Origin of the sequence: Micromonospora sp. AMSO31t, from assembly GCF_008868175.1 — a bacterium.
Taxonomy (GTDB): Bacteria; Actinomycetota; Actinomycetes; order Mycobacteriales; family Micromonosporaceae; genus Micromonospora.
This window is the reverse complement of record NZ_WBKT01000012.1, coordinates 50,679-75,516: the sequence shown is the minus strand read 5'-3', so window position 1 is coordinate 75,516 and position 24,838 is coordinate 50,679. Positions and strand designations below refer to the sequence as shown.

General features: G+C 74.3%; 23 protein-coding genes and 1 tRNA gene. 12 read left to right on the top strand and 12 right to left on the bottom strand.

Annotated elements, in window-relative coordinates; all coding sequences use genetic code 11:
* The coding region (locus F8274_RS05105; protein ID WP_151461112.1) for an ROK family protein at positions 1 to 748 on the top strand (748 nt) is incomplete at its 5' end.
* A gap of 56 nt (positions 749 to 804) precedes the next feature.
* Here F8274_RS05105 and F8274_RS05100 read toward each other — a convergent pair.
* The 5 genes from F8274_RS05100 to ssb form a co-directional block, all read right to left on the bottom strand.
* Positions 805 to 1,812 (bottom strand): sugar phosphate isomerase/epimerase, encoded by a 1,008-nt coding sequence (locus F8274_RS05100; RefSeq protein WP_151461111.1) that lies wholly within the window; start codon positions 1,810 to 1,812, stop codon positions 805 to 807.
* A 202-nt stretch (positions 1,813 to 2,014) separates the two neighbouring features.
* Positions 2,015 to 2,503, bottom strand: a complete 489-nt coding sequence (locus tag F8274_RS05095) for a sensor histidine kinase (RefSeq protein ID WP_151461110.1) — start codon at positions 2,501 to 2,503, stop codon at positions 2,015 to 2,017.
* Positions 2,504 to 2,578: 75 nt separating this feature from the next.
* Positions 2,579 to 4,687: a ThuA domain-containing protein gene (locus F8274_RS05090; RefSeq protein ID WP_151461109.1), complete on the bottom strand. Its 2,109-nt coding sequence runs from the start codon at positions 4,685 to 4,687 to the stop codon at positions 2,579 to 2,581.
* A gap of 71 nt (positions 4,688 to 4,758) precedes the next feature.
* On the bottom strand, positions 4,759 to 8,385 hold the full coding sequence (locus tag F8274_RS05085) for a cobalamin biosynthesis protein (protein ID WP_151461116.1): 3,627 nt from the start codon (positions 8,383 to 8,385) through the stop codon (positions 4,759 to 4,761).
* A 112-nt stretch (positions 8,386 to 8,497) separates the two neighbouring features.
* The gene (ssb, locus tag F8274_RS05080; protein WP_151461108.1) at positions 8,498 to 9,310 is read right to left on the bottom strand and encodes a single-stranded DNA-binding protein; all 813 of its coding nucleotides are present in this window, start codon (positions 9,308 to 9,310) and stop codon (positions 8,498 to 8,500) included.
* Positions 9,311 to 9,586: 276 nt separating this feature from the next.
* Here ssb and F8274_RS05075 point away from each other — a divergent pair, with 276 nt between their 5' ends.
* Both F8274_RS05075 and F8274_RS05070 read left to right on the top strand, forming a co-directional pair.
* Positions 9,587 to 9,997, top strand: coding sequence for an HPF/RaiA family ribosome-associated protein (locus tag F8274_RS05075; protein ID WP_151461107.1), 411 nt, complete (start codon positions 9,587 to 9,589; stop codon positions 9,995 to 9,997).
* Between the two features lie 88 nt (positions 9,998 to 10,085).
* Positions 10,086 to 11,105 (top strand): alpha/beta hydrolase, encoded by a 1,020-nt coding sequence (locus tag F8274_RS05070; protein WP_192579710.1) that lies wholly within the window; start codon positions 10,086 to 10,088, stop codon positions 11,103 to 11,105.
* 42 nt (positions 11,106 to 11,147) lie between these two features.
* Here F8274_RS05070 and F8274_RS05065 read toward each other — a convergent pair whose 3' ends face one another.
* Entirely contained in the window at positions 11,148 to 11,885 is a 738-nt protein-coding gene (locus tag F8274_RS05065; RefSeq protein ID WP_151461106.1) for a hypothetical protein, read from the bottom strand.
* A 167-nt stretch (positions 11,886 to 12,052) separates the two neighbouring features.
* Here F8274_RS05065 and F8274_RS05060 point away from each other — a divergent pair.
* Positions 12,053 to 12,128: transfer RNA gene (locus F8274_RS05060), tRNA-Arg, on the top strand.
* Positions 12,129 to 12,255: 127 nt separating this feature from the next.
* On the opposite strand, the gene F8274_RS05055 is transcribed toward F8274_RS05060, so the two are convergent.
* The 3 genes from F8274_RS05055 to F8274_RS05045 form a co-directional block, all read right to left on the bottom strand.
* A complete protein-coding gene (locus F8274_RS05055) occupies positions 12,256 to 12,993 on the bottom strand; it encodes a VOC family protein (RefSeq protein WP_151461105.1) in 738 nt (245 codons plus the stop codon).
* A 179-nt stretch (positions 12,994 to 13,172) separates the two neighbouring features.
* Positions 13,173 to 13,607 carry a hypothetical protein gene (locus F8274_RS05050; protein ID WP_151461104.1) on the bottom strand — a complete coding sequence of 145 codons (435 nt, stop codon included), beginning with the start codon at positions 13,605 to 13,607 and terminating at the stop codon, positions 13,173 to 13,175.
* Between the two features lie 83 nt (positions 13,608 to 13,690).
* Positions 13,691 to 14,245, bottom strand: coding sequence for a GrpB family protein (locus tag F8274_RS05045; protein WP_192579709.1), 555 nt, complete (start codon positions 14,243 to 14,245; stop codon positions 13,691 to 13,693).
* A 281-nt stretch (positions 14,246 to 14,526) separates the two neighbouring features.
* On the opposite strand from F8274_RS05045, the gene F8274_RS05040 reads away from it, so the two are divergent.
* The 6 genes from F8274_RS05040 to F8274_RS05015 all read left to right on the top strand — a co-directional run bounded on the left by F8274_RS05040 (position 14,527) and on the right by F8274_RS05015 (position 20,341).
* Positions 14,527 to 15,378, top strand: a complete 852-nt coding sequence (locus F8274_RS05040; protein ID WP_151461102.1) for an alpha/beta fold hydrolase — start codon at positions 14,527 to 14,529, stop codon at positions 15,376 to 15,378.
* 141 nt (positions 15,379 to 15,519) lie between these two features.
* Entirely contained in the window at positions 15,520 to 16,350 is an 831-nt protein-coding gene (locus F8274_RS05035) for a class I SAM-dependent methyltransferase (protein WP_151461101.1), read from the top strand.
* A 120-nt stretch (positions 16,351 to 16,470) separates the two neighbouring features.
* Complete coding sequence (locus tag F8274_RS05030) at positions 16,471 to 17,646, top strand: sensor histidine kinase (RefSeq protein ID WP_151461100.1); 1,176 nt, start codon at positions 16,471 to 16,473, stop codon at positions 17,644 to 17,646.
* Positions 17,636 to 18,838 (top strand): hypothetical protein, encoded by a 1,203-nt coding sequence (locus F8274_RS05025; RefSeq protein ID WP_151461099.1) that lies wholly within the window; start codon positions 17,636 to 17,638, stop codon positions 18,836 to 18,838. The genes F8274_RS05030 and F8274_RS05025 overlap by 11 nt, the downstream gene beginning before the upstream one ends.
* Positions 18,808 to 19,524: a response regulator transcription factor gene (locus tag F8274_RS05020; RefSeq protein ID WP_151461098.1), complete on the top strand. Its 717-nt coding sequence runs from the start codon at positions 18,808 to 18,810 to the stop codon at positions 19,522 to 19,524. The genes F8274_RS05025 and F8274_RS05020 overlap by 31 nt, the downstream gene beginning before the upstream one ends.
* 73 nt (positions 19,525 to 19,597) lie before the next feature.
* Positions 19,598 to 20,341 carry a hypothetical protein gene (locus F8274_RS05015; RefSeq protein WP_151461114.1) on the top strand — a complete coding sequence of 248 codons (744 nt, stop codon included), beginning with the start codon at positions 19,598 to 19,600 and terminating at the stop codon, positions 20,339 to 20,341.
* 45 nt (positions 20,342 to 20,386) lie between these two features.
* Here the strand turns inward: F8274_RS05015 and F8274_RS05010 are convergent, their stop codons facing one another.
* Complete coding sequence (locus tag F8274_RS05010; protein WP_151461097.1) at positions 20,387 to 21,133, bottom strand: 1-acyl-sn-glycerol-3-phosphate acyltransferase; 747 nt, start codon at positions 21,131 to 21,133, stop codon at positions 20,387 to 20,389.
* A 111-nt stretch (positions 21,134 to 21,244) separates the two neighbouring features.
* On the opposite strand from F8274_RS05010, the gene F8274_RS05005 reads away from it, so the two are divergent.
* The gene (locus F8274_RS05005; protein WP_151461096.1) at positions 21,245 to 21,892 is read left to right on the top strand and encodes an alpha/beta hydrolase; all 648 of its coding nucleotides are present in this window, start codon (positions 21,245 to 21,247) and stop codon (positions 21,890 to 21,892) included.
* Positions 21,893 to 21,911: 19 nt separating this feature from the next.
* Positions 21,912 to 22,304 carry a VOC family protein gene (locus F8274_RS05000; RefSeq protein WP_151461095.1) on the top strand — a complete coding sequence of 131 codons (393 nt, stop codon included), beginning with the start codon at positions 21,912 to 21,914 and terminating at the stop codon, positions 22,302 to 22,304.
* A 54-nt stretch (positions 22,305 to 22,358) separates the two neighbouring features.
* Here the strand turns inward: F8274_RS05000 and F8274_RS04995 are convergent, their stop codons facing one another.
* Both F8274_RS04995 and F8274_RS04990 read right to left on the bottom strand, forming a co-directional pair.
* Complete coding sequence (locus tag F8274_RS04995) at positions 22,359 to 24,422, bottom strand: glycogen debranching N-terminal domain-containing protein (RefSeq protein ID WP_151461094.1); 2,064 nt, start codon at positions 24,420 to 24,422, stop codon at positions 22,359 to 22,361.
* Positions 24,422 to 24,790 carry an SCP2 sterol-binding domain-containing protein gene (locus F8274_RS04990; protein WP_151461093.1) on the bottom strand — a complete coding sequence of 123 codons (369 nt, stop codon included), beginning with the start codon at positions 24,788 to 24,790 and terminating at the stop codon, positions 24,422 to 24,424. Before F8274_RS04990 ends, F8274_RS04995 begins: the two co-directional genes overlap by 1 nt.
* Positions 24,791 to 24,838: the final 48 nt, after the last annotated feature.

Genomic DNA, 24,838 nt, shown 5'->3' with positions numbered 1-24,838 from the left:
GGTCGCGGTCCGCGAGGGCGCCCCGGTCTCCCCGCCCGCCCTGCCCGGCTGGCACCAGTTCCCGGTACGCGACACGATCGCCGCCGAGCTGGGCTGCCCGGTGCAGGTCGACAACGACGCCAACGTGATGGCCCTGGGCGAGCGGCACGCCGGCACGGGCCGGCCGTTCGACGACTTCCTCTACGTCAAGCTGGGCGACGCGGTGGGCTGCGGGCTGGTGCTCGGCGGGGCGCTGTACCGGGGCGCGGCCAGCGGCGCCGGGGACATCGGGCACCTCCAGCTCACCGAGGACGGGCCGCTCTGCGGGTGCGGCAACACCGGCTGCGTCGAGGCGTACTGCGGGGATTCGGCTCTGGTGCGGGAGGCGGTGACGGCCGCGCGGGCCGGGCGCTCGACGGCGCTCGCCGACCGGCTGGCCGCCGCCGGCACGCTCACGGTGACCGACGTGGCCGCGGCGGCGACCGCCGGGGACCCGGCCGCGCAGACGCTGGTCCGCGACGCCGCCCGCCGGCTCGGGCAGGTGCTGGTCGGCCTGGTCAGCTTCGTGAACCCGGCCATCGTGATCATCGGCGGGGCGGCCCCGGGCATCGGGCCGGTCCTGCTCGCCGAGATCCGGGGCGTGGTCTACCGGCGCTCCACCCCGCTGGCCACCGGCAGCATGCCGATCGTCCTCTCCGACCTCGACGACCGGGCCGGCCTGGTCGGCGCGGCCCGGCTGGTCAGCGACCAGGTCTTCGCCGCCCGCTGAGGAGGGGCCCCTTGTTGACAGACGTCTGTTAACGAGGGGCCCCTCCTCAGCCGGGGTCAGTCCCGGCTGCTGAACGCCGCGTCGAAGGCGGCGGACGGGGCGTCGAAGGCGAGCCGGCGCACGAACTGGAGCGCCTCGGGCGCGCCGACCAGACGGTCCATGCCGGCGTCCTCCCACTCGATCGAGATCGGGCCGGTGTAGCCGATCGCGTTCAACGCGCGGAAGCAGTCCTCCCAGGGCACGTCGCCGTGGCCGGTGGAGACGAAGTCCCAGCCCCGCCGCAGGTCCGCCCAGGGCAGGTGGGAGGAGAGCCGGCCGCGCCGGCCGTCCCCGGTGCGCACCTTCGCGTCCTTGCAGTCGACGTGGTAGATCCGGTCGGCGAAGTCGAAGATGAAGTTGACCGGGTCCAGTTCCTGCCAGACGAAGTGCGACGGGTCCCAGTTCAGCCCGAACGCGGGGCGGTGGCCGATCGCGTCCAGCGCCCGCCTGGTGGTCCAGTAGTCGTAGGCGATCTCGCTGGGGTGCACCTCGTGGGCGAAGCGCACACCGACGGAGTCGAAGACGTCCAGGATCGGGTTCCACCGGTCGGCGAAGTCCTGGTAGCCACGCTCGATCATGGCGGGCGGGACCGGCGGGAACATGGCCAGGGTGTGCCAGATCGACGAGCCGGTGAAGCCGACCACCGTCTTCACCCCGAGCTTCGCCGCCGCCCGGGCGGTGTCCTTCATCTCCTCGGCGGCGCGGCGGCGGACGCCCTCGGGCTCGCCGTCGCCCCAGATCCGGGCGGGGAGGATGTCCTGGTGCCGCTCGTCGATCGGGTGGTCGCAGACCGCCTGCCCGACGAGGTGGTTGGAGATGGCGAAGACCTGGAGGTTGTGCTTGGCGAGGGTGGCCCGCTTGCGGTCCACGTACGACTCGTCGGCGAGCGCCTTGTCGACCTCGAAGTGGTCGCCCCAGCAGGCGATCTCCAGGCCGTCGTAACCCCACTCGGCGGCGAGCCGGCAGACCTCGTCGAACGGAAGATCGGCCCACTGGCCGGTGAAGAGCGTGATGGGTCGCGCCATTGTCCTTCTCCCCTGTCGTGATGGGGGATTCCGTAGCGGACCGGGGCGAGGGCGACCGGGTGCGGGCGACCTCGGCGGGCACCGGTGGACGCGGTCGCGTCTGGGCCCGACGGGTTGCGCCTCCCGCCGGGTCACCGGCCACCTCGCGGTCGCCGCCCTCACTCTAGGTGGGGCGCGGCCGGCACGGAAGGCCCGGAGCCGGTCAGGCCGCCTCGTCCTCGGGGGCGGGCAGTTCGGCGCGGGCCAGCCAGCCTCCCTCGGGGCGCGGGCCGGCGTGGAAGGCGCCGCCGACCGACTCGGCCCGCGCCCGCAGGCCGGCGGTCGGGATGGCGGGCCCGTCGCCGCGTACCTCGATGGTGAGGCCGGCCGGGTCGTAGCGCAGCCGGACCGCCACGGCCGCGCCCGGCGCGTGCCGGCGCGCGTCGGTCAGCGCCTCCTGGATGATCCGGTACGCGGCCGCGTCGACGGCGGCGGGCAGCGGGCGGGGCTGGCCGCCCACCCGCCACCGCACCTGCTGGCCGGCGGCGAATTCGTCGATGAGCGCGTCCAGCCGGGTGAGGCTGGGCGCGGGCCCGGTGGACGGCGCCGGCGACTCGGCGCGGCCCCGCACCCGGAACAGGGCGGCCCGCAGCACGTCACCGACGTTCGGGCGCCCCTGGGCGGCCCGACGCCACCGCTCCAGGCGTCCCACACGGTCAAGGTACGGCAGCACCCCGGCGGCGGGCCGGGCGGATCCCGCAGGTCGCCCGGTCCGCCGCCGGTCCGGTCAGGGCAGGGTCCACTTCTGGTTGGCCGCGCCGGTGCAGGTCCAGAGGTGTACGGGGGTGCTGTCGGCGGAGTTGTTGCCGGAGACGTCCAGGCACTTGCCGGACTGCGGGTTGCGCAGCGTGCCGTCGGCCTGCGCCGACCAGTTCTGCGCTCCGCTGCCGTTGCACGTCCAGAGCTGGATCTTCGTGCCGTCGGCCGAGCCGCCGCCCGAGACATCGAGGCACTTGCCCAGCGCCTTGACCGTCGAGTTCGGCGCCACCGTCCAGGTCTGCGCGGTGCTGCCGTTGCAGGTGTAGAGCTGGATCTGGGTGCCGTCGGCGGTCGCCGCGTTGCGCACGTCCAGGCACTTGCCGGCCAGGCCGCGCACCGGGCCGGTCCCGCCGCCGCTCCCGCCGCCCCGGACCAGGGTGAAGTCGTCGACGTCGTACAGGCCGGAGCCGGTGCCGGCGAAGGTCAGCCAGACGGTCTGGCTGCCGGTCGGCACGCCGGCCAGCGCGGTGCTGACGTCGGCGAAGGTGGTCCAGCCGCCGGTGTTGGGCACCGCCACCTGGCCGAGCACGGTGCCCGTCGGGGAGCCGGTGCGGAGGTGGAGGGTGCCGCCCGGGCCGCCGGAGACCACCCGGGCCCGCAGCGCGGTCACCCCGGTCAGGTCCAGCCCCTGGTACGCGGCCCAGTCGCCCGGGTCGACGTACCCCAGGGTCTGCCCGCCGTTGGCGCCGGCCTTGGTGAACGGGGTGACCCCGCTGGCCGAGCTGAACGCCTCGGCCTGCACGGTGGTGTTGCCGGTCGGCGGGGTGGTGCCCAGCTCCTTGATCCGGATGTTGCGGAACGAGACGTCGTCGCCGGTGCCGTGGTTCTGGATGCCGACGTGGCCGGCGAGCGAGCGGGCCGGGTCGGTGTTGGTGAAGTCGTTGATCTTCACGCCGTTGAGGAAGACCTGGAGCCGCTCCCCCTCGACCAGCAGCTCGTAGGTGTTCCACTCCCCCGCCGGGTTGAGTGCCGCGTCCCGCGCCGGCAAATCGGCGGACTTGAACGTGTAGACCGCGCCGGTGGTCCGGTCGGGGCTGTCGGTCGGGTCGATCTGGATCTCGTAGCCGTTGTCCACGGCCGACCAGGGGTCGCTCGACGGCGGGAAGCCGATGAAGACGCCGGAGTTGTCGTCGCCGGCGAGCCGCCAGTCCAGCTTCAGCGAGTAGGTGGTGAACTGCCGGGCGCTGTACCAGTACAGGCCCATCCCGCCTACCGAGGTGAGGGTGGCGTCGGCGTTGGTGAAGCTGCCCGGCCCGGCCTGGGACCAGCCGGTGGTGGCGCCGGTGTAGAGCGGCGCGTAGCCGGTCTCCGGGCGGCAGTCGGCCTTGCTGCGGCCGGCCGCGTACCGGATGCCGCCGAGCAGGTGGGCCCGGAACGCCGCGTCGGCGTAGGACGCCTGGGTGTGGCCGCCGCCGGTGTAGAAGGACCGGCCGCCCGCGTACGTCTTGCACCAGGCGTGCGGGTGGTCACCGCCCATCGAGCCGCCGGAGTACGACGACTCGTCGAGGGTCGCCAGCACGTGTGCCGTGGACCGGGCGTTGGTGCGGTAGTTGTACCACTCGTCGGTGCGGTTCCAGGTCTGCGGCAGGTGGGCGGTGGCGGCGTGCGCCCGGTCCTCCACCTTCACGTTCGCCGGCTGGATGGCCGGGTGGGAGGCGAACCAGGCGCCGACCAGGTTGCCGTAGAACGGCCAGTCGTATTCGGTGTCCGCGGCGGCGTGCACGCCCACGTAGCCCCCGCCCGCGCCGACGTACGCCTCGAAGGCGGTCTGCTGGGTGGCGTTGAGCACGTCGCCGGTGGTGTTGAGGAAGACCACGGCCTCGTACCGGGCGAGGTTGGCGGTGGTGAACAGGGCGGCGTCCTCGGTGGCCGTGACGGTGAAGTTGTTGGCCGCGCCGAGGTCGCGGACGGCCTGGATGCCGGCGGGGATGGCGTCGTGCCGGAAGCCGGCGGTCTTGGAGAAGACCAGCACGTCGTAGGGGGCGTCGGCGGCGGCCGCCGGGGTCGCCGGGGTGGTGCAGGCCAGGGTGGCGAGGACGGCGGTGGCCGCGCCGAGGGCGGTGCGGAGGAGTCTCATGTCGCTCTCCTAGGTGTGAGGAGGGGGCCCCTGTACAACGCCAGGCGTTAACCGGGGGCCCCTCCTTCAGCTCAGGGCAGGGTCCACTTCTGGTTCGCCGCGCCGGTGCAGGTCCAGAGGTGTACGGGGGTGCTGTCGGCGGAGTTGTTGCCGGAGACGTCCAGGCACTTGCCGGCTTGCGGGTTGCGCAGCGTGCCGTCGGCCTGCGCCGACCAGTTCTGCGCGCCGCTGCCGTTGCACGTCCAGAGCTGGATCTTCGTGCCGTCGGCGGTCGCGCCGCCCGACACGTCGAGGCACTTGCCCAGCGCCTTGACCGTCGAGTTCGGCGTCACCGTCCAGGTCTGCGCCGCGGTGCCGTTGCAGGTGTAGAGCTGGATCTGGGTGCCGTCGGCGGTCGCCGCGCTGCGCACGTCCAGGCACTTGCCGGCCAGGCCACGCACCGGGCCGGTGCGCGCGGCCGACGTGGCGAGCGTGAACGAGTCCACGTCGTAGAGCGCGCCCGCGCCGCCCGCGAAGGTGAGGTAGAGCGTGGTGGTCCCGGCGGGCGGGTTGGCGACCGTGCCGGTCACCGTGGTGAACGTGTCCCAGCCACCGGTCACCGGCACGGTGGCCGAGCCGAGCACGGCGCCGGTCGCCGAGCCGGCCCGCACCTGGAGGGTGCCGCCCACCCCGGCCGAGGAGACCCGGGCGCTGAAGCCGGTGACGTTGCCGAGCTGGTACGGCTCGAACGCGATCCAGTCCCCGTTGTGGACGTCGCCGACGGTCCTGCCGCCCTCGGCGGTCGCCTTGTCGAAGGTGTTGATCCCGGCGGAGGTCCTGAAGTGCTCGGCCTGCCGGTGCCGGGGCTGGAGGGTGTGCTGGGTGTGCGTGGTCAGGCCGCCGGAGTCGGTGTACTCGGCGTCGAAGATCGCGAAGATGTTCGCCGCGTCGTCGTGCTCGCCGTCGACGGGGATGCTGATCGACCCGGTGCAGCCGGTGGCCGAGGTGATCTGGTGGCCGTGCTGGTCGTGGCCGAGCACGTAGGTCATCGTGACCTTCGTGCAGTCGATCGTGCCGTCCTCCGGGTCGGTGACGGTGATCCGGAACGGCACGGTGTCGCCGAAGGAGAAGAGCTGCCCGTTCCCCGGGCTGTTCACGGTGACGGTCGGCGCGGTGTTGCCGACGGTGATGACCACGCTGGCCGTGCCGGTGGCGCCCTGCGGGTCCCGGACGGTGAGGGTGGCGGTGTAGCGGCCGTTGGCGGTGTAGGTGTGCGACGGGTTGGCCGCCGTCGAGGTGCCGCCGTCGCCGAACGCCCACGCGTACGTGAGCGCGCCGCCCTCCGGGTCGGACGAGCCGGCCGAGGAGAAGGCGACGGCCAGCGGTGCCGCGCCGGAGGTCCGGTCGGCGGCGGCCCGGGCCACCGGGGCGCGGTTGCCGCCGCCGAGGTAGTCGAAGCGGTACAGCGCCGAGTTGGCGTCGCCGTTGAAGTAGCCGGTGCCGTAGTCGAGCACGTAGTAGGCGCCGTCCGGCCCGAACGCGGAGTCCATCACCTGCTTGCCGGTCCATCCGAAGGCGTCGATGGTGCCGGGCGAGCCGTCGGCGTTGAGGTGGATCGGTTTGATCCAGCCGCGGCCGAACTCGGTGGCGAAGAACTGCCCGTCGAAGGACTGCGGGAACTTGGTGGTGGAGGGGTTGGCGGCGTCGTAACGGTAGACCGGGCCGGCCATCGGCGACTCGGAGCCGCCGCCGAACTCGGGCGGGCTGCCGGCGTCGCCCGCGTACCGGATCCAGGCCGGCTTCGCGGCCGGCAGGGTGCTCTGGCCGGTGTTGCGGAACGAGTTGTTCGTCGGGCCGCCCGTGCAGTTGTACTTCGCGCCCGCGGTGCCGGTGGCGAAGTCCCACTCGGCGTAGGTCTCGGCGGCCGTGTTGGTGCCGGTGCAGTAGGGCCAGCCGTAGTTGCCCGGCCCGGTGACCCGGTCGAACTCGACCTGCCCCGACGGGCCGCGGGCCGAGCTGGTGCCGGCGTCCGGACCGTAGTCGCCGACGTGGACGATGCCGGTGGCCCGGTCGACGCTCATCCGGAACGGGTTGCGGAAGCCCATGGCGTAGATCTCGGGGCGGGTCCGGGCGGTGCCGGGCGCGAAGAGGTTCCCGGGCGGGATGGCGTACGTGCCGTTGGCGTTCACCTTGATCCGCAGGATCTTGCCCCGCAGGTCGTTGGTGTTGCCGGCGCTGCGCTGCGCGTCGTACCCAGGGTTGCGGTTGGTCCGCTCGTCGAGCGGCGCGTAGCCGGCGGAGTCGAACGGGTTGGTGTCGTCGCCGGTCGAGAGGTAGAGGTTGCCGGCGGCGTCGAAGTCGATGTCGCCGCCGACGTGGCAGCACAGCCCGCGGTCGGCCGGCACGTCGAGCACGTCGACCTTGCTGCCCTGGTTGAGCGTGAAGTCGGCGTTGAGCGTGAACCGGGATAGCCGGTTGACACCCTGCCAGGCGGAGAAGTCGGTGCCGGTGGCCGGGGCGTCCCCGGCCGGCGTGGACAGCGGCGGCGCGTAGTAGAGGTAGATGTGCCGGTTGGTGGCGAAGCCGGGGTCGACGCCGACGCCCTGCAACCCCTCCTCGTCGTGGGTGTAGACCGGCAGGGTGCCGATGACGGTGGTGGTGCCGGCCGCGTCGGTGCGGCGCAGCGTGCCGTTGCGGGCGGTGTGCAGGACCGAGCGGTCGGGCAGCACCGCGAGGGACATCGGTTCGCCCATCTCGGCGACGCCGCGGGCGAGTTCGACCTGCTGGAAGTCGCTCGCCGGGATGGGGTGGGCGGACGCCGGGACGGGGGTCGCGGCCAGGCCGACCGCGCCGGAGATCCGGGCGGCCCGCTTCAGGTGCCGCGCCTCGGGCCGGGGCCCGTCACCGAGGAACGGCCGGGTCTCCTCGCGTCCGAAGTAGACGTTGCGCCCGCCCAGCCGGACTCCGAGCGCCCCGGCCATGGCCGCCTCGCACTGGCCCGCGTTCGGGCTGGGGTGGTCGTTGCGGTCCCGCCGCCAGACCCGCCAGGCGGTGGCGCGGTCGCCGTGCGCGGCCGGCGCCACGGCGACGGTGAGCAGACCGGTCAGCCGGGCGGGGATCAGGTTGAGCAGGTCGTCGAGGCGGGCGGCCGGGGTGCCGAACCGCGCGTAGCGGGGCGAGCGGTGGCCGACCATGGCGTCGAGCGTGTTCGCCGCCCGGTAGCCGAGCAGGCCGGGCAGCCCGGCGACGGCGCCCCAGACCAGCGGGGCGACCACCGCGTCGGAGGTGTTCTCGGCGACCGACTCGACGGTGGCCCGGGCCAGTTCCGGCTCGTCGAGCGCCGACGGGTCCCGCCCGCAGAGGTGGTTGAGCCGGCCCCGGGCGGCGGGCAGGTCACCCGCGTGCAGGGCCCGGGCCATCAGGCGCGACTCGTGCCGCAGGGTGCGCCCGCCCAGCACCGTCCAGGTGCCGGCGGCCACCAGCGCGGCCCGGGCCACCGGGTGACGCCGGGTGGCGAGGCCGGCGGCCACCCCGAGCAGCACCGGCGCGCCGACCGCGAGCGCGGTGAACGCCGCGCCGGCCGATCGCTCGGGTCGGTGGATCCGTCGCTCCAGGGCGCCGGCCGCCCGGCCGAAGCCGGCCACCGGGTGCCACCGCTGAGGATCGCCGAGCAGCGAGTCCAGGGCGTAGCCCGCCACCAGTCCCGCCGCGTTCGCCATGGCGGTCGCCTGCCGCACCCGTCACCACCTCCGGCCGGCCAGCCTAGCCGTACGGCGGGGTGGCCACGCTGGCGTCGCCACCCCGCTCCCCCGTTGCACGATCCGGGGCTGCTCAGGCGGGCACCGCGGTCCGCCCCCGGCCCCGCCGGCCACGGCCGGACCCGGTGCCGCCCACAGTCGCGCCAACCGGATCCGGCCCGCCACCGACCGGCTCGGCACCCAACTCGTCGTCGTCCGCGGCGGCAGCCAGGTCGTCCGCCTCGGCGGCCAGGTCGTCCCGCCCGGCGGCCAGGTCGTCCCGCCCGGCGTCCCGCTCGGTGGTCGGGCCGTCGGGCCGCTCGTCGAACGGGTCGGCCAGCTCGTCGAGGTCGCCCGCCGTCGCGTCCGCCCCGCCGGAGAGGCCCACCCGGGAAACGGGGAACTCGGGCGGCGGGAACTCGTCGTCGAACGGCTGGTCGTCGAGCGACGCGGGGGCCTGCCCGACCGGCACGGGCTCGGTGGCCTCGCCGTGCACCCGGCTCTCCGCCTCGGCGTCCTCGACCGTGCTGGTCGTCATGCTCGGCCGGTTGCGCAGGAACCGGGCCCGGCCCCGGGCCAGGTCGTGCCCGACGGCGACCGCCTCCAGCTCGTAGAGGGTGCGGTGGTTGCCGGCGTCGTCGGTCCAGTCGCGGGTGTAGAGGCGGCCCGCCACCACCACCGGGTCACCGACCGCCACCGAGGCGGCCACCCCCTCGGCCAGCTTCCGCCAGCAGTTCACCCGCACCCGAAGGCTGTTGCCGTCGACCCAGCGGCCGCTCTCCCGGTCGAGGCGGCGGGCGGTCGACGCGACCTTGAAGTTGGCCACCAGGGTGTTGCTCTGGGTGGTCCGGCGCCACTCCGGCGCGGTCAGCACGTTGCCGACGATCGTGACGTACGTATCGAACATCGCCCCTCCCAGGGGAACTCGGCTTGTGGGGTGAGCCTCGGCCGGCGACCGTCGGGGGGCCAGCCGTCACCGGGCGGGCTGTGGACGACGGCGCCGGCTGTGGACAACCACCCGATCAAGAGCCCCGTCTGCTAGGACCAGCGACCCTAGGGCCCTGACCTGCGAAGGAACATGGTCAGCAGGCGTGTTCCGGAGCCGCCCGGATTGGGTATGAACTTGATCAACCGAGAGAAAGGGAGCGACGATGCTTCTCCGAGACGTCTGCGAGGCCCGGCGATGAGCGCCGTGGCGAACCCCGCGACCGTGGCCGAGTGCCTGCGGGTGGGCGCCGGGTTCTCCCAGGGCGACCGCACCTGGATCGCGGAGCAGTTCGCGACCCTCGACGCCCGGCTCGCCGGGTTCCACGCCGACGCCACCGAGCTGGAGGTGTCGGTCAAGGACCGGAACGCGCGGGGTCAGAAGGTCACCCTGGAATGCTGGATCGCGGGCCGGCAGAAGATCGTCACCACCTCCTCCGAGGAGGACCTGCACGCCGCGCTCAACGACGTCCGGGACGACCTGCGCCGCCGGCTCAACGACGCGAAGACCCGGCAGGAGCCGCGCCACAACAAGCACCTGCGCGAGATCGACCAGCCCGAGGGCGTCCCCGCGCAGGCCGCCGAGCGGGCCGACGCGGAAACCGTCTGAGGCCGACCTCCGCCCCCGTCCGCACCCGACGCCGGCGGGCGGGGGCGGGGGCTACCGCCGGGTAGCTTGGCGGCGTACCGTCGCGGTCGTGGAACCCGACGTGCTGGGACCGCCGTACGAGCGGCAGACCATCGACCTGGGCACCGACGACGAGGGACCGGTCGTCGCGACCCTGGTCCGCCGGCGGGCGGACCGCCCCACCGGCCGCGCCGTGCTCTACGTGCACGGCTTCGTCGACTACTTCTTCCAGACCCACGTCGCCGACTTCTTCGCCGAGCGCGGCTGGGACTTCTACGCGCTCGACCTGCGCAAGTACGGCCGCAGCCTGCAACCGCACCAGACCCCGAACTTCTGCCGGGACCTGAGCGACTACTTCCCCGAGCTGGACGCCGCCGCCAAAATCATCCGCGAGGACGACGGCCACGACACCCTGCTCGCCATGGGCCACTCCACCGGCGGCCTGATCATCTCGCTCTGGGCGCACGCCCGCCGCGAGGCCGGCCTGGTCGACGGCATCGTCCTGAACAGCCCCTTCTTCGACATCAACGCGCCCTGGCTGGTCCGTCGCCCCCTCGCGGCCGCCGTCTCCCGGCTGGGCCGCCGGGCGCCGCAACGCATCCTCCCGTTCGGGCTGGGCACCGTGTACGGCGAGAGCCTGCACGCCGACCACCGCGGCGAGTGGCGCTACGACCTGGCCTGGAAGCCGCTCGCCGGATTCCCGGTGCGGGCCGGCTGGATCAACGCGATCCGCGCCGGGCAGCGCCAGCTCCGGGCCGGCCTGGACATCCCCGTGCCCGTGCTGCTGGCCTGCTCGACCCGCAGCTACCGGGGCACGAAGTGGCACGACTCGGCGACCCTCGCCGACGCGGTGCTCGACGTGGAGCACATGGTGCGCTGGGCGCCCCGACTCGGCCGGCACGTCACCCTGGCCCGCTTCGACGGCGGGCTGCACGACCTGACCCTGTCCGGCCCCGCCGTACGCGAGAAGGTCTTCACGGAGGTCGGGCGGTGGGCGGAGGGCTTCCTCGGCGCAGGTCCCACCGAGCCGGCGGCGCCGGCGCCGCGGCGGCCGGCCGACGAGACGGCCGGCGCGACCGCCGAAGGCTGAGCCGGGCCGTTCAGCGGTGGCCGGAGGACTGAGCCGGGCCGGTCAGCGATGATCGGCGGTCGCCGCCGCCAGGGCCGACCGGATCCGGTCGAACGTCGCGACCGGGTGGCCACCGTCATCCGCCGGCAGCAGGAGGCCCAGGCAGCGCAGCGAGAGCTCCCCGTCGAGCGCCTCGACGCCGAACACCGGCGCGCCCACGTACCCGGACGGCAGCTCCGTGGTGACCCGCACCCCGTCACCGGCCCGCGCCACCCGCTCGATCACCGCCTCCAACGGCCGCGAGCCGTCGTCGCCGACGCCGAGCGCCAGCACGAACGCCGACCCGGGCTCCACGCCGACCCGGGCGACCATGTCGGCCGGCGCGGCGACCGCGTCGGTCACCTGCTGGGTACGCCAGCTCCAGCCCCCGTCCTCGGCATGTCCGTGCAGCCCGCCAGTGGGCATGGCGGCCAGGCCAAGCTCCGCCAGGTGCAGCCACCGGTCGGCGAAATCGGGCAGCGCGATCGGCTCCGCGGCCGCCTCCGCCGGCTCGGTGACGCTCGGCCGCAGCCCGATCTCCCCGTACGGTGTCCGGGTGGTCGCGGCGGCCGTGAGCAGCCACTCGTGCACCACCTCACCGTCGTCGGTCGCGCCGACCAGCTCGCTGTAGAAGAAGGCGGTGCCGAAGGTCGTACCCGGCCTGCCGGGCCCGTCCGACCCGCTCACGGGGAGGATGGCGCGGCCGAGGAGCTGGCACAGCTCGTACGCGATCTCGTTCTCGGTTTCCTGATCGAGCAGCACGACGCCGAGGGTACGGACCGGCCCGGCGTCGGTGGACCGTGACCCGGATATCCGGGATGCCCGCGGCGGCCATGCCGTGGGACGCTGAGCAGGACGTCGCCGCGACCACCCGTTCCCCCGGCGAGCCCGGGGTCGGCGGTACCCTCTTGGCGCGACAGCGTCGACGCGCGCCCGTAGCTCAGCGGATAGAGCAGGGGACTTCTAATCCCAAGGCCGCAGGTTCGAATCCTGCCGGGCGCACCACCTCATTGCAGGCCAGCCGCCAGTCGATCACCACGGCTTCCGCACCGCCACGTCACGGGCGCGGTTTGTCTGGGCGCGTCGCAAAGTCCGGGCTGGTGGCCGTAGTGAGCGGCTGAGGAGGGTCTGGTCAGCGTGGGGCGAGGAGGCAGAACTCGTTGCCTTCCGGGTCGGCGAGGACCGTCCACGAGACGACGCCCTGGCCCAGGTCGATGGTGGTGGCGCCGAGAGTCCGCAGTCTTGCCGCCTCGGCCTCCAGGTCGTCACCCGGGTACGGGCGGATGTCGAGATGGACGCGGTTCCACACGGTCTTCACGTCGGGTGTGCGGAGGAAGTGCAGATATGGGCCGACGCCCTTGGCGGAGCGCAGTACCGCGCGGTGGCCGGTCACCTCGTGCAGGGTCCAGTCCATGGCCTCGCCCCAGAAGCGGGCCATGGCTCGCGGATCCGCGCAGTCGACGACTACCGCGGCGATCGGTCCGGTGTCCCGATAGCGCGGCCGGGGGTCCAGCACGCAGAACTCGTTGCCCTCCGGGTCGGCCATGACCGTCCATGGGACGTCGCCCTGGCCTACGTCGGCGGGTGTTGCGCCAAGGTCCTTCAGGCGCGTGACCACCTCCGCCTGATGGGCCGCCGAGGTGGTGGCGAGGTCGACGTGCACGCGGTTCTTCACCGTCTTGGGTTCCGGGGAGACGACGAGGTCGATGCAGACGGCCACGGGGTCGGGGTAGACGAAGCCCTCGGGTTCGAGGTTGGTCACGCCGGGGCCCTCGCTGGAGACTCCCCAGCCGAGGACCTCCGCCCAGAAACCGCCCAGCGCGGAGTCGTCCCGAGCCTTCATGTTGATCTGCACGAGCCGCGTTGTCATGCCGGCGATGCTAGGGCCTGCGTCGAGTCGGCGGTGGGCCGGACCGGAGTGACCGTTCGGCGCATCGGCGGTGATCGACTTCGGCACGGGCCCTGGTCCCACCACATGCTGACGACAGCGTCCCAGGACGTCCTTGACGTTGCGCCCAGGACGCGCCCATCTGACCGGCAGCGAAGCCGCTACGTCCACGGCGGGGTGTATCGGCTCACGTAGTCGCGAGCACGTGGGAGCGGGTCCCGCCAATACTGGTCCGGCATGCGGGAGTGGTGGGTCTCGCAGAAGGCAGCAAGGCCGTCCACTATCGTGACGCGCTCCAGCGGGCGGCCCTCGAAGGCCGTGTTCGCCGCCAGCAGGTGCGGCTCCGGGTTCCAGCCCGAGTGGTCGAACGCCCAGCCGTCCCAGACCGCGTAGACGTGGAAGACCTGCCAGCCTCCGGCCTCGCGCACCCCGGCTATCTCGATCGCCCGTTCGGGGTATGAGTCCCGGCAGACCCAGGCCAGGATGTGGCACGCTCCCGCGGCGAAGAAGGCCTGGTCCGTCCGTTCCCAGGCGATCCGCTGATCTGATCGCTCGATCGCCGTCCGACGAAAGACCCCCGCTGCTTCGGCCGTCACGACCCGGGACGTTATCAGCGCTCCGACGGACCGGGCCCGCTCCGGAGAGGTCACAAACCGGGTGGCGTCAGGAGACATGGTGGTCAGCCTTCTGGCGACTGCCGCCCAGCTGCCTCGCTCCACCGGCGGGCCTCCGCCGACAGCTTCGTCATCGTCTCCTCCTTCGCGGCGCCGTACCGGGCCCGACTGTCGGGATGCAGCTCGGCTGCACTCTGCTTCGCCACCTCGTACCGGCGGGCGGCGGCGGGGTTGGCCCCGAGGTAGGCGCGGAAGACCCGGTTTCCTTCCGGCACCAGCGACGTGGCGCCGAAAACGTGCAGGTGGTGGCTCCGCTTCCCGGCGGTGTCCTTGGCGAAGAAGAGGTGTTCACCGTCCTCGGGGAAGGCCATGGGGCGATAGACGTACCCGAGCTGCTCGAGTGGCCGGAGATCGGCGACGACCGCGTCGACCTCGGGCACCACCGCCGAGATGTCGATGATGGGCTTGGCCGCCAAGCCGGGGATGCTGGTGGATCCGATGTGCTCGATGCTCAGCGCCTCGGGCAGGGCCTCCGACAACAGCCGCTGTTCGGCCTCGAACAGCTCCGGCCAGGCCGGGTCGTAGGGCACCACCTCGACCACGCGTGCGTCGTCCGTCACGTCGTCACCGTAGCGGCGCGTCCGCCCCACCCCAGCTACGCGTGGGGCGCGCACATGCTCCGGGCGTCGCGTTCCCAGTCGCTTCCCACGAGGGCTACGGGGTAGCCCACCTCCCTGACCCGCTTGTCCTCGGTCTCGACCGAGAACCGCAGCGACAACGGCTCCTGCTGAAAGGCCCGGCCGGAACGCCGTCTTCCCGATCTCTGACGAAGGCAGCCGGAGAGCCCGCGGCTGGACGGAGGCGGTCGGCGGCGGGAGCCGGGCGGACGTAGTCTCCGCTCATGGTGACCGAGACGGATCTGCGCCTGGGCGACGGCCGCACGTTGCACGTCTACGACACCGGCGGTTCGGACCGGCTCCCCGTCTTCTGGCACCACGGCACCCCGAACATCGGGGCCCCGCCCGCGCCCCTGTTCGCGGCGGCCGACCGGCTCGGTCTCCGCTGGGTGTCCCACGACCGCCCGGGCTACGGCGGGTCGACGCCGCTGCCGGGCCGCGACATCGCCTCGGCGGCGGCCGACGTCGCCGCGGTGGCCGACGCGCTGGGCCTCGACCGGTTCGCGGTGCTGGGCCACTCCGGCGGCGGCCCGCATGCCCTGGCCTGCGGCGCGCTCCTGCCCGACCGGGTGGTCGCCGTGGTGGTGGGCGCCGGCCTGGCGCCGCACGGCGCGGCCGGGCTGGACTGGTTCGCCGGCATGGTGCCCGCCGGGGTGGCGTCGCTGCGGGCGGCCGCCGCGGGACGGGCGGCCAAGGAGGCGCACGAGGCTTCGGGCGCCGCGTACGACCCGGAGTTCACCCCGGCGGACCTGGCCGCGCTGCACGGCGAGTGGTCCTGGTTCGACAGTGTGGTGGCCCCGGCGTTGCGGGCCGGCCGGGGCGGGCTGATCGACGACGACCTCGCGTACGTGCACCCGTGGGGCTTCGACCCCGCCGACGTGACGCCGCCGGTGCTGCTGGTGCACGGGGAGCGGGACGGGGTCGCGCCGGTGGCCCACGCCGAGTGGCTGGCCGGCCGCTGTCCCACCGCCGAGCTGCGCCGCTACCCGGAGGACGGGCACATCTCGGTGCTGCGCCACGCCGGGCCGGCGCTGGAGTGGCTGCGCCGGCGCGCCGACGAGGCGTCCGCCCGGTAGCGGTCAGGTCCCCCTGCGTCCCGGCGGCGCCGGGCTGGGCGGACTGCTGCCGGACGAAGCCCTCCCGGCCGGCCCGCGCGTGCAGCGGCCGGCGGACTAAATCGGGTGACCCGGCCGGGACGCGGCGTACACCATCGACGGATGCCGCAGCATCGAGCCGCCGAGCCGGACATCCGGCGCTACTACACCGAGGTCTTCACCGAGGCGGACCGGTTGGACCGGACGCCGCAGGGGCGGTTGGAGGCGTACCGCACGCGCGACCTGCTCACCCGGCTGCTGCCGGCGCCGCCGGCCGACGTGCTGGACGTCGGCGGTGGCCCGGGCGCGTACGCGGGCTGGCTCGCCGCGGCCGGGCACCGGGTGCACCTGGTCGACCTGGTGCCCGCGCACGTTGCGGCGGCCCGGGCCGCGTACCCGGGGATCGCCGCGACGGTGGGTGACGCCCGGAAGCTGCCGCTGCCCGACGACGCGGCCGACGCGACCCTGCTGCTCGGCCCGCTCTACCACCTGCCCGACCGGGCGGACCGGGTGGCGGCGCTGCGCGAGGCGGCCCGGCTGACCCGGCCCGGTGGTCCGGTCGTCGCGGCCGTGATCAGCCGCAACGCGGCCCTGATGGACCTGACCGCCCAGGGGCGGGTGGACGAACACAACCGTCACCTGCTGCGCGAGGAGTACGCCACCGGGGTGAACGACCCGCGGACCGGGTTCACGACGGCCTACTTCCACCGCCCGGAGCAGCTGGTGGACGAGTTCGTGGCGGCCGGCCTGCCCACCCCCGCCGTGTACGGGGTGGAGGGTCCCCTGTGGCCGCTGCTGAACGCGCTCGGTACCGGCCCGGCCGAGCAGCTCTTCGCCGACGCCGTGGCCTGCGCCGAGACGTTCGAGCGGGATCCCGCAGTGCTCGGGGCCAGCGCGCACCTGCTCGCGGTGGCCCGCGCCGGAGCGGGCGGGAGCCGGCCCGCCGGCGGCTGACATCTGCACAGCGACGCGCCGCGCACCGAGGGTGACCAGCCCCGCGTGCACGTGTTATTCTCCGGCGTCGATCTACCGTGCGGACCCGACCGGGTCGCTGCCGGAAGGACACCTCCCCCGATGCCGGTCGTAGCCGCCACGACCCTGCCGCCGTCCCCGCTGGACCGGCCGGCGGGCGGCGCGTTCACCCTGATCTTCACGACCCTGCCGGCGCTTCTCCGGCTCACCTGCGGGCTGGTCGCCGCGGTGGTCGCGCTGCCCGTGCGCACCCCGCCGGTCCGGGTTTCCCTGCTGGTCCCGGCGATCGTCGCGCTCACCGCCTGGTCCGTCTGGTACGCCGTCCGCGCGCTCCGGTACGGGTTCACCGGCCCCCTGGTGGCCGGCGACGTGGCGCTGACCACCGCGGCCGGGCTGGCGATTCCCTGGCTGGTCGCGCCGGAGGTGCTGCCCGGCGAGGGGAGCTGGATGGCGGTGCTGGCCAGCACGACCGTGATCAACGCGCAGGCCACCGCCCCGGCCCGCTGGTCGGTTCCGGCCGGGCTGCTGGTCACCGCCGGCTACGCGACCGGCGCCTCCCTCGCCGGCAACCCGGTCGAGGCGCGCGCGCACGCCGGGACGCTGCTGGTCCAGACCGGCTGCACGGCGGTGATGACCGCGGTGATGCGCCGCCGGATCGGGCGCGCCGACGCGGCCTTCGCGGAATACCAGCGGCTCTCGCGGGACGCCGTGGTGGGGCGGGCCGCCCGGGAGGCCGAGCGGCGGCAGAACCGGGACCTGCACGACACCGTCCTCGCCACGTTGACCATGGTCGGGCTCGGCGCGGTGCCCGGCCCGTCCGGAGCGCTGCGCGAGCGGTGCGCGGCCGACCTGCGTAGCCTCACGGCCCTGGCCGACGCGCGCGCGACGCCGGGCGGCGCGGTGGCCCTCGACGAGCGCCTGCGGACGGTCCTGGCGCGGCTGCCCGAGCTGACCGTGGACGCGACGCTCGCGCCGTGCCGGGTGCCCGCGACGGTCGCCGCGGCGCTCGCGGACAGCGCCGCCGCCGCGCTGGCCAACGTGGTCCGGCACGCGCCGGGCGCCGCCGCCACGGTGCGCCTGACCGAGGACGCGGAGGCCGTCGTGGTCGAGGTGGCCGACGACGGCCCCGGCTTCGACCCGGCCACCGTCCCGGCCCACCGGTACGGGCTGCGCGAGTCGATCCACGGCCGGATGATCTCGGTGGGCGGCCGCGCGGTCGTGACCTCCGCCCCTGGCGCCGGCACCCGCATCCGGCTGGAGTGGTCCGGTGTCCACTGAGGTGGGGGCGGTCGGGACCGGCACGGCGGGTCCGACGATCGTGCGGCAGCGGGCGCCGGAGCACGCCGGCCCGGGGGCGGCAGCGACCGCGGCGCACGCGGTGGGCGACGCCTCGGACCGGGGCGCCCGGATCGCGGCGGTGGTCATCGCGCTGGCCTGGCACCTGGCGATCGGGTTGCCGGCGCTGCTCAACTCGTGGTCCCGGCTGGCCGCCCCGCCGGTGGTCGCCGCGGGCTGGCTGGTGACCGCGGCGGTCGGCGTCGCGGCCGGCGTACGCCTGCTGCGCGGCGGGCTGCCGCCGGCCCGGCTGCTGGCGGTGGCGCTGCTGCTCGTCGACGGGGTGGTCTTCGCGGCGGCCGGTGAGCGGCAGCTCTTCACCGCGGGCAACTGGGTGTGGGGCGGGCTGGCGTGGTTCTTCCTGCTGGTGCTGTGGCGGCGGCCGGTGGGCTGGCTGCTCGCGCTGCTCGGCGCGCACGCGGCGATCGCCCTGGCCGCGGTGGTCCTGCACGACGCGACCGCCCCGGCCGACCTCAGCCGCTACGCGATGTACGTCTACGGCATCTCGTCGCTGCCGGTGGCGGTCTTCGCCGGGGCGGCGGCGATCGCGGCGCTGGCTCGGGACCGGGCCTCGACCGCCGCGGCGGCCCTGGCCGTGGAGGCGGAGCGGGACGCGGCGGAACAGGCCCAGCGGGACCGGCAGGCGCGCCTGGCGCTGGCCAGCGGCACCGCCGAGGAGGTGCTGGCCGCCCTCGCGGCCGGCGACGCCGACCCGGCCGACCCGGCGGTACGGGGCCGCGCCGGGCTGGCGGCGGCCCGGCTGCGCCGGCTGATCGCCGAGTCGGACGATGTGCCGGATCCGCTGCTGCACGAACTGCGCGCCGCCGCGGACCTGGCGGAACGGAACGGCCTGCCGATCGAGCTGGTCGCCGTCGGGGCGCCGCCGGAGCTGCCGGTCGAGGTCCGCCGGCGGCTGGCCGACCCGGCGACGGCGGCCCTCGCCGGCGCCCGGGGCTGGGCCCGGCTGACCGTGGTGGCCGGCCCGGACGAGGTGGTGGTCAGCCTCGTCACCCCGGACCACGACGGGCCGGACGCGACCGGCCCGCCGGGCGGGGACGGGGACGGGCCGGTGGAACACCTGCACGAGCGGGACGGGGAGATCAGATGGACGCAGACCCGGTGGCGGAGGACGTGACCGGCGGGCCGCCGGTGGGCGTGGCGATCGTGGACGACCATCCGGTCGTGATCGACGGGGTACGGGCCTGGCTGGCCGGCGAGCCGCGGCTGCGCGTGCTGGCCACCGGGGACGACCCGGACGTGGTGCTGCGGGCCGCCCCGGAGGCCGAGGTGGTCCTGCTCGACCTGCGGCTGCACGGGCGGATGGTGCTCGACAAGCTCGCCGAGCTGAGCGCCACGGGCCGCCGGGTGGTGGTCTACTCCGAGCACACCGACCCGGAGACGATGCTGGCCGCGCTGGACGCCGGCGCGGTGGCCTTCCTGGCCAAGCACGAGGGCCGGGAGCACTGCGTGGCCACCGTCCTCGCCGCGGCGAGCGACCGGCCGTACGTGCCGCCGGCGCTGGCCGGGGCGATCGTGGGCGATCCGCGCCCGGACCGGCCGGCCCTGTCGGACAAGGAGCGCGAGGCCCTGCTGCTGTGGTTCCAGTCGATGTCGAAGGCGTCGGTGGCGCGCCGGATGCGGATCAGCGAGCACACCGTGAAGCAGTACGTGGACCGGGCGCGGATCAAGTACACCCGGGCGGGGCGGCCGGCCGCCACCAAGGCGGCGCTGCTCGCCCGGGCGATTGAGGACGGACTCGTCCGGCCGGAAGATATCGGCATCTACCGGTCACAGGCGTCCGCCGACCGGCCGACCCCCTAACGGGTGTCATGACAGCCGCCCCGGGGTGGGCCAGGCTCGACGTATCGCCAACCGCCACCGGGAGGTCGTGACCGTGCAGGAGGACGCCGCACCCTTCTTCATCGGGCCCCACCGCTTCGACGCGGATGACGACCCCACCCGTCCCCTGCTCGACCGCCGCTACGCGCTGCTCCCGGAGCCGGGCGAACGACTGCTCGGGCAGCACCGGCTGCTGGTGGCCGGTCACCTGCTCGGCCCCACCGACGACCTCCGGTCCTGGGCGCTGCCCACCCCGGCGGCGGTCACCGTGACCGACCGGCGGCTGGCGTACGTCTGCACCGGCTCCGAGCTGTCCCTGGTTTCCGGGCGGGACGGCCGGACGGACGCCCGGCACCGGCGCCCGGTCCGGCTGTCCCGCCTGGTCAGCGGCCAGATCCGGTGGCAGTGGCCGTCCCGGCTGGAGCTGGCCGAGAGCCCTGACGGCACCGGCGAGCTGCGGGTGGTCTGCGACGCGCTGCGCACCATCCGGCAGCCGGCGCTGGCGCTCGCCGGCCCGGTCGACCTGGTCGCCGCGCTGGCCGGGCAGGTACGCCGCTCGGTGGCCGCGTTCCGGCTGGCCCGCCCCGAACTGGTCGACCTCTCCCCGCCGGAGCGGGACACGCTGGCGGTCCGGATGAGCCCGACGCCCGGCCCGACCCGGGGTGCGGTGACCCTGCCGGGTTCGCTGCCGGTCGAGTTCCTGTCCCGGGACGACTACTACCGCCCGGCGGTGGCGGAGCCGCTGGCCTGGCCCCGCCAGGACGTGCCGGCCCGGGACCGCCCCGGTTCCGCCTGCTGACCCGCGCCCGGCCGGCCTGGCCGGCGGGCGCCGTCAACGAACCGGTCAGGAGGTCGGGGTGCGGCGACCCGGGCGGTCCAGCTCGGCGGCCTGCTCCGGGGTGGGCGCGGTGCCGCCCAGGTGGGCCGGCTGCCACCAGGCGTCCGGGCCGGCGGGCTGGTCCGGATATTCGCGCTGGGCCTGGTCGACCAGCGCGGTGAGCCGGGTGCGCAGCTCGGCGGTCAGGGCGTTGCCGTCCGGGTGGGCGGCCGGGTCGATCGGCTCGCCCACGAGGATGGTGATCGGCGTGTGCCGGCGGGTGAGGGTGCGCGGCCTGCCCTTGGTCCACAGCCGCTGGGTGCCCCAGAGCGCGACCGGCAGCAGCGGCACGGCGGCTTCCTGCGCCATCCGGGCCGCGCCGTTCTTGAGGTCCTTGACCATGAAGGAGCGGCTGATCGTCGCCTCGGGGAACACGCCGACGACCTCGCCGCGGCGCAGCGCGCTCACCGCCGAGGCGTACGAGCCGGCGCCCGCGGCCCGGTTGACCGGGATGTGCTTCATGCCGCGCATCAGCGGGCCGGAGACCTTGTGCCGGAAGACGGAGTCCTTGGCCATGAACCGGACCAGCCGGCCGGAGTCCCGGGCGCCGTACCCGCAGAAGATGAAGTCGAGGTAGCTGACGTGGTTCGAGGCCAGCACCGCCCCGCCGGTGCGCGGCACGTGGTGGCTGCCCTCGACGCGCAGGCGCAGGTCGAGAGCGCGGAACATCGTCTTGGCGGCGAGGATCACGGGCGGGTACACGAGTTCCGACATCCGCCAACTTTACCCCGGGTAGGTTACGCGACCGTAGGGGCGAAAGTCGCCCCGCTCTGCCGTTGGCAGAGCGGGTCGTGGTGACCGGGGCACAGCGGCCAGCATGGCCGGATGACCGATCGCGCCGTAGTGCTCTGGATCCACGGCGGCGGGTGGCGGGCCCGCTCCGACGAGGACGGGGCCGCGCTCGCCCCGCTCGGGCTGCGGGTGGTACCTGCGACCTACCGCTTCTCGGCCGAGGCCCGCTGGCCGGCCCAGCTCGACGACGTCCGCGCCGCCGCGCGGGCCGCCCGCGCCACGGCGGGCGGGCTGCCGCTGCTGGTCGGGGGCGACTCGGCCGGGGCCATGCTGGCCCTGCACCTGGGCCTGCGCGGGGTGGACCGGCCGGGCGACGTCCGGGGCGTCCTCGCCTACTGGGCGCCGGTCGACCCGCTGGACGCGGAGTGGCGGCGGCTGCGCCGGCACGACGACCCGTGGGCGGACCTGCTCGGCCACCCACCCGCCGAGGGCGACCCGGCGACCGTCGACGCCACCGTGGCCAGCCACCTGGGTTCCGGCGTGCCGGTGCTGCTGGTGCAGGGCCGCGACGACGCCGCGGTGCCGGCCGCCCAGTCGGTCGGGCTGGCCGGCCGGCTGCTCGCCGCCGGCCACCCTACGCACCTCTGGCTCACCCACGGCGGGCACGCGCTGGACCTGGCCCGTCCGGACATCCGGGCGGTGACCGCCACGTTCCTGGACAACGTCCTCCCGCCGGCCTGAGCCGACTACGGTGCAGGGCATGCCCGACCTCACCGCGATCGTCATCCACTGCCGCGACCCCTACCTGCTCGCCCCGTTCTGGAGCACGGTGACCGGGCTGCCCGTGGTCGAGGAGGACCGGGCGAAGCTCGCCGACCGGTCGCTGGAGCCGGACGAGTCGGTGCTGCTGCGCGACCCCGCCGGCCGCCGGCCCGACGTGTGGATCAGCCCCGTCGACGACCTGCCGGGCGCCGGGCGGATCCACCTGGACCTGGTCGGCGACGCGGAGGAGCGGGCCGCCGTGCTGGAGGCGGGCGCGACGGTCGTCCGCGAGCTGCCCCGGTGGACCGTGCTGGCCGATCCCGAGGGCAACGAGTTCTGCCTGCTCCCCCGCAGCGAGGCGCACGGCGACTCGCTGCTGCCCGGGCACTGAGCCCCGACGGCGCGCCGCCGGCCGGGCGGCCGGCGGCGCGCAGGTTCCTGCGGGTCAGGAGCCGGCCTGGTGCTCCAGATCCAGCCGGCCCCGGGCGAAGGCGTCCACCCGGCCCCACCGGCCCGGGATGTCCAGCACCTCGATCCGCCCCATGCCGACCGGCAGCTGCGGGTCCACCGCGAGGTGCCCCTCGTGCGGCTCCAGCCCCAGCATGGTCCGGATCAGCAGCAGCGGCGCGCCGGTCGACCAGGCCTGCGGGCTGCACGCCGTCGGATACTCCACCGGGAACTTCGTGAGCTCCCGCGGGTAGCCGCCGAACGCCTCCGGCAGCCGCCCGTCGAAGTACCGCGCCGCGTCCAGGATGCCGCTGGCGATGGTCGCGGCCTCCTCGGCGAAGCCGTACCGGCGTAGGCCCCAGGCGACGAACGAGTTGTCGAACGGCCAGATCGTGCCGTTGTGGTAGCCGATCGGGTTGTAGCGCACCTCGCCCTCGGCCAGCGTGCGCACCCCCCAGCCGGAGAAGAGCCGCGGGCCGACCAGGTGCGCGGCGATCTGCGCGGCCCGGTCCTCCCGCACGATGCCGCTCCACAGCAGGTGGCCGATGTTGGAGCTGAGCACGTCGCACTGCCGGCCGTTCGGGTCCAGCCCCAGGGCGTAGAAGCCGCCGTCGGCGACCCACCAGTCCCGGTTGAACCGCTCCTTCAGCTCCGCGGCCTCGCGTTCCAGCTGGTCGGCGTACGCCGGGTCGTCCCAGAACTCCCGGGCCATGCGCGCGGCCCGCGTCTTCGCGTCGTACGCGTACCCCTGCACCTCGCAGGTGGCCCGGGGGAACGGCGGCAGCGTGCCGTCGGAGTACGAGAGGGAGTCCCACGAGTCCTTCCAGCACTGGTTCTCCAGGCCGGTGTCGCTGTTGCGCCGCTCGTACCAGATGTAGCCGTTGCCGACCAGGTCGGCGTAGTCGTCGATCCACTTCAGCGCGGCCCGGCACTCCCGTTCCAGCTCCTTGACCAGCGCGACGTCGCCGCTCCACTTCTCGTACTCGTCGAGCAGCACGATGAACAGCGGCGTCGCGTCCACCGAGCCGTAGTACGGCGAGTGCGGCTGCTCCTCGAAGGCGGCGGTCTCGCCGTAGCGCATCTCGTGCAGGATCCGCCCCGGGTCCTCGTCGCGGAAGTCGTCGAACCGGGTGCCCTGCAACGCCGCCAGGATGCGCAGTGTGGTCTTCGACATCTCCGGCGCGAACGGCAGCACCTGCAGGCAGGTGAGGATGCTGTCCCGGCCGAACATGGTCATGAACCAGGGCAGGCCGGCGGCCGGCAGGGTCTGCCCGCCGAGCGAGAGCGGCGAGAACCGCAGCGCGGCCAGGTCGATGAGGCTGCGCCGGTACGTCGAGGCCACCCGGCCGTGCTCGCTGTTCACCTTCGGCGCCTTGGCGATCCACTGCTCGAGGTCGTGCTGGAGGGCCAGCCGCTCGGTGCCGTGCGCCCGCAGCCCCATCCGCAGGTCCCGGCCGCCCGGCCCGACGGCGTGGGTCTGCACGTCGATGGAGGTCTCCCACTGCTCGTTCGGTTCGAGGTGGAGGGTCCAGGCGAAGCCGTTGCGGTCGTAGCGGGCCGGGCGGGAGGCGGAGATGACCGTCTCGCGCCGGAAGTTGCCGCGCCGGTAGCCGAGCCGGAGCTTGTCCGCCTCGGCCTCGGCGTACGTCTCGCCCTTCTTGTTCAGGACCTCGTCCTTGACCTGGAACAGGTCGGCGAAGTCGGCGCCGGCGTCCATCCGGATCTCCAGGTCCACGGCCTTCTCGTCGTGGTTGAGGATGGTCAGCGACTCCCGGAAGCTGCCGCCCACCGCCCGCTCCCGGATGATCGACAGCTTGGCGTCGATGTAGTGCGTGGCCATCCCCGGCACCAGGAAGAACCGGGCCTCGTAGTACTGGAGGTCGTCGTAGGAGAGGGCGTTCAGGCGTTCACCGTTGACGGTCAGCACCCATTTCGACAGGAACCTCATGTCGAGCGAGAAGAGGCCGGTCGGCTCGCTGGGCGTGGCCTCGATGTCACCGGTGTCCTCGGAGACCACGAACGTGTTGCCGTCCAGGATCCGGATGGTGTTGCTCGCGGCCATCAGGCAGCCCTCCTCTGGAACGCGTGGTGTGGCCCCCGTGACTCCGGCGGACCGGGAAAGATCCGCTCGACCTGCAACACCAGGCGCAGGTCGCCGGAGACGGTCATGTCCCCCCGCAGCAGAGCCGCGATGGTGTTCTCCTCGCCGCTGACCAGCTCACCGAAGAGGCGCGGCTCGGTGCCGATCACGGTGTCGGCCTCCTGGTCCTCCTGGCGGACCCGGAGGTTGCCCCGGTCGATCTCCAGCAGCCAGTGCGTGGTCTGCGGTCCCTCGTGCAGGTCGAACCGGAGGGTTCCGGAGGTCTTGACCAGCAGCGGTTCGAACCCTCGCCGGTCCAGGTCCTCGAAAAATCTCGTGGTCGTGTCCATCGGGCGTACTCCTCCCGCGATCCGCGGCCTCCGACGTTCGAGAACGGG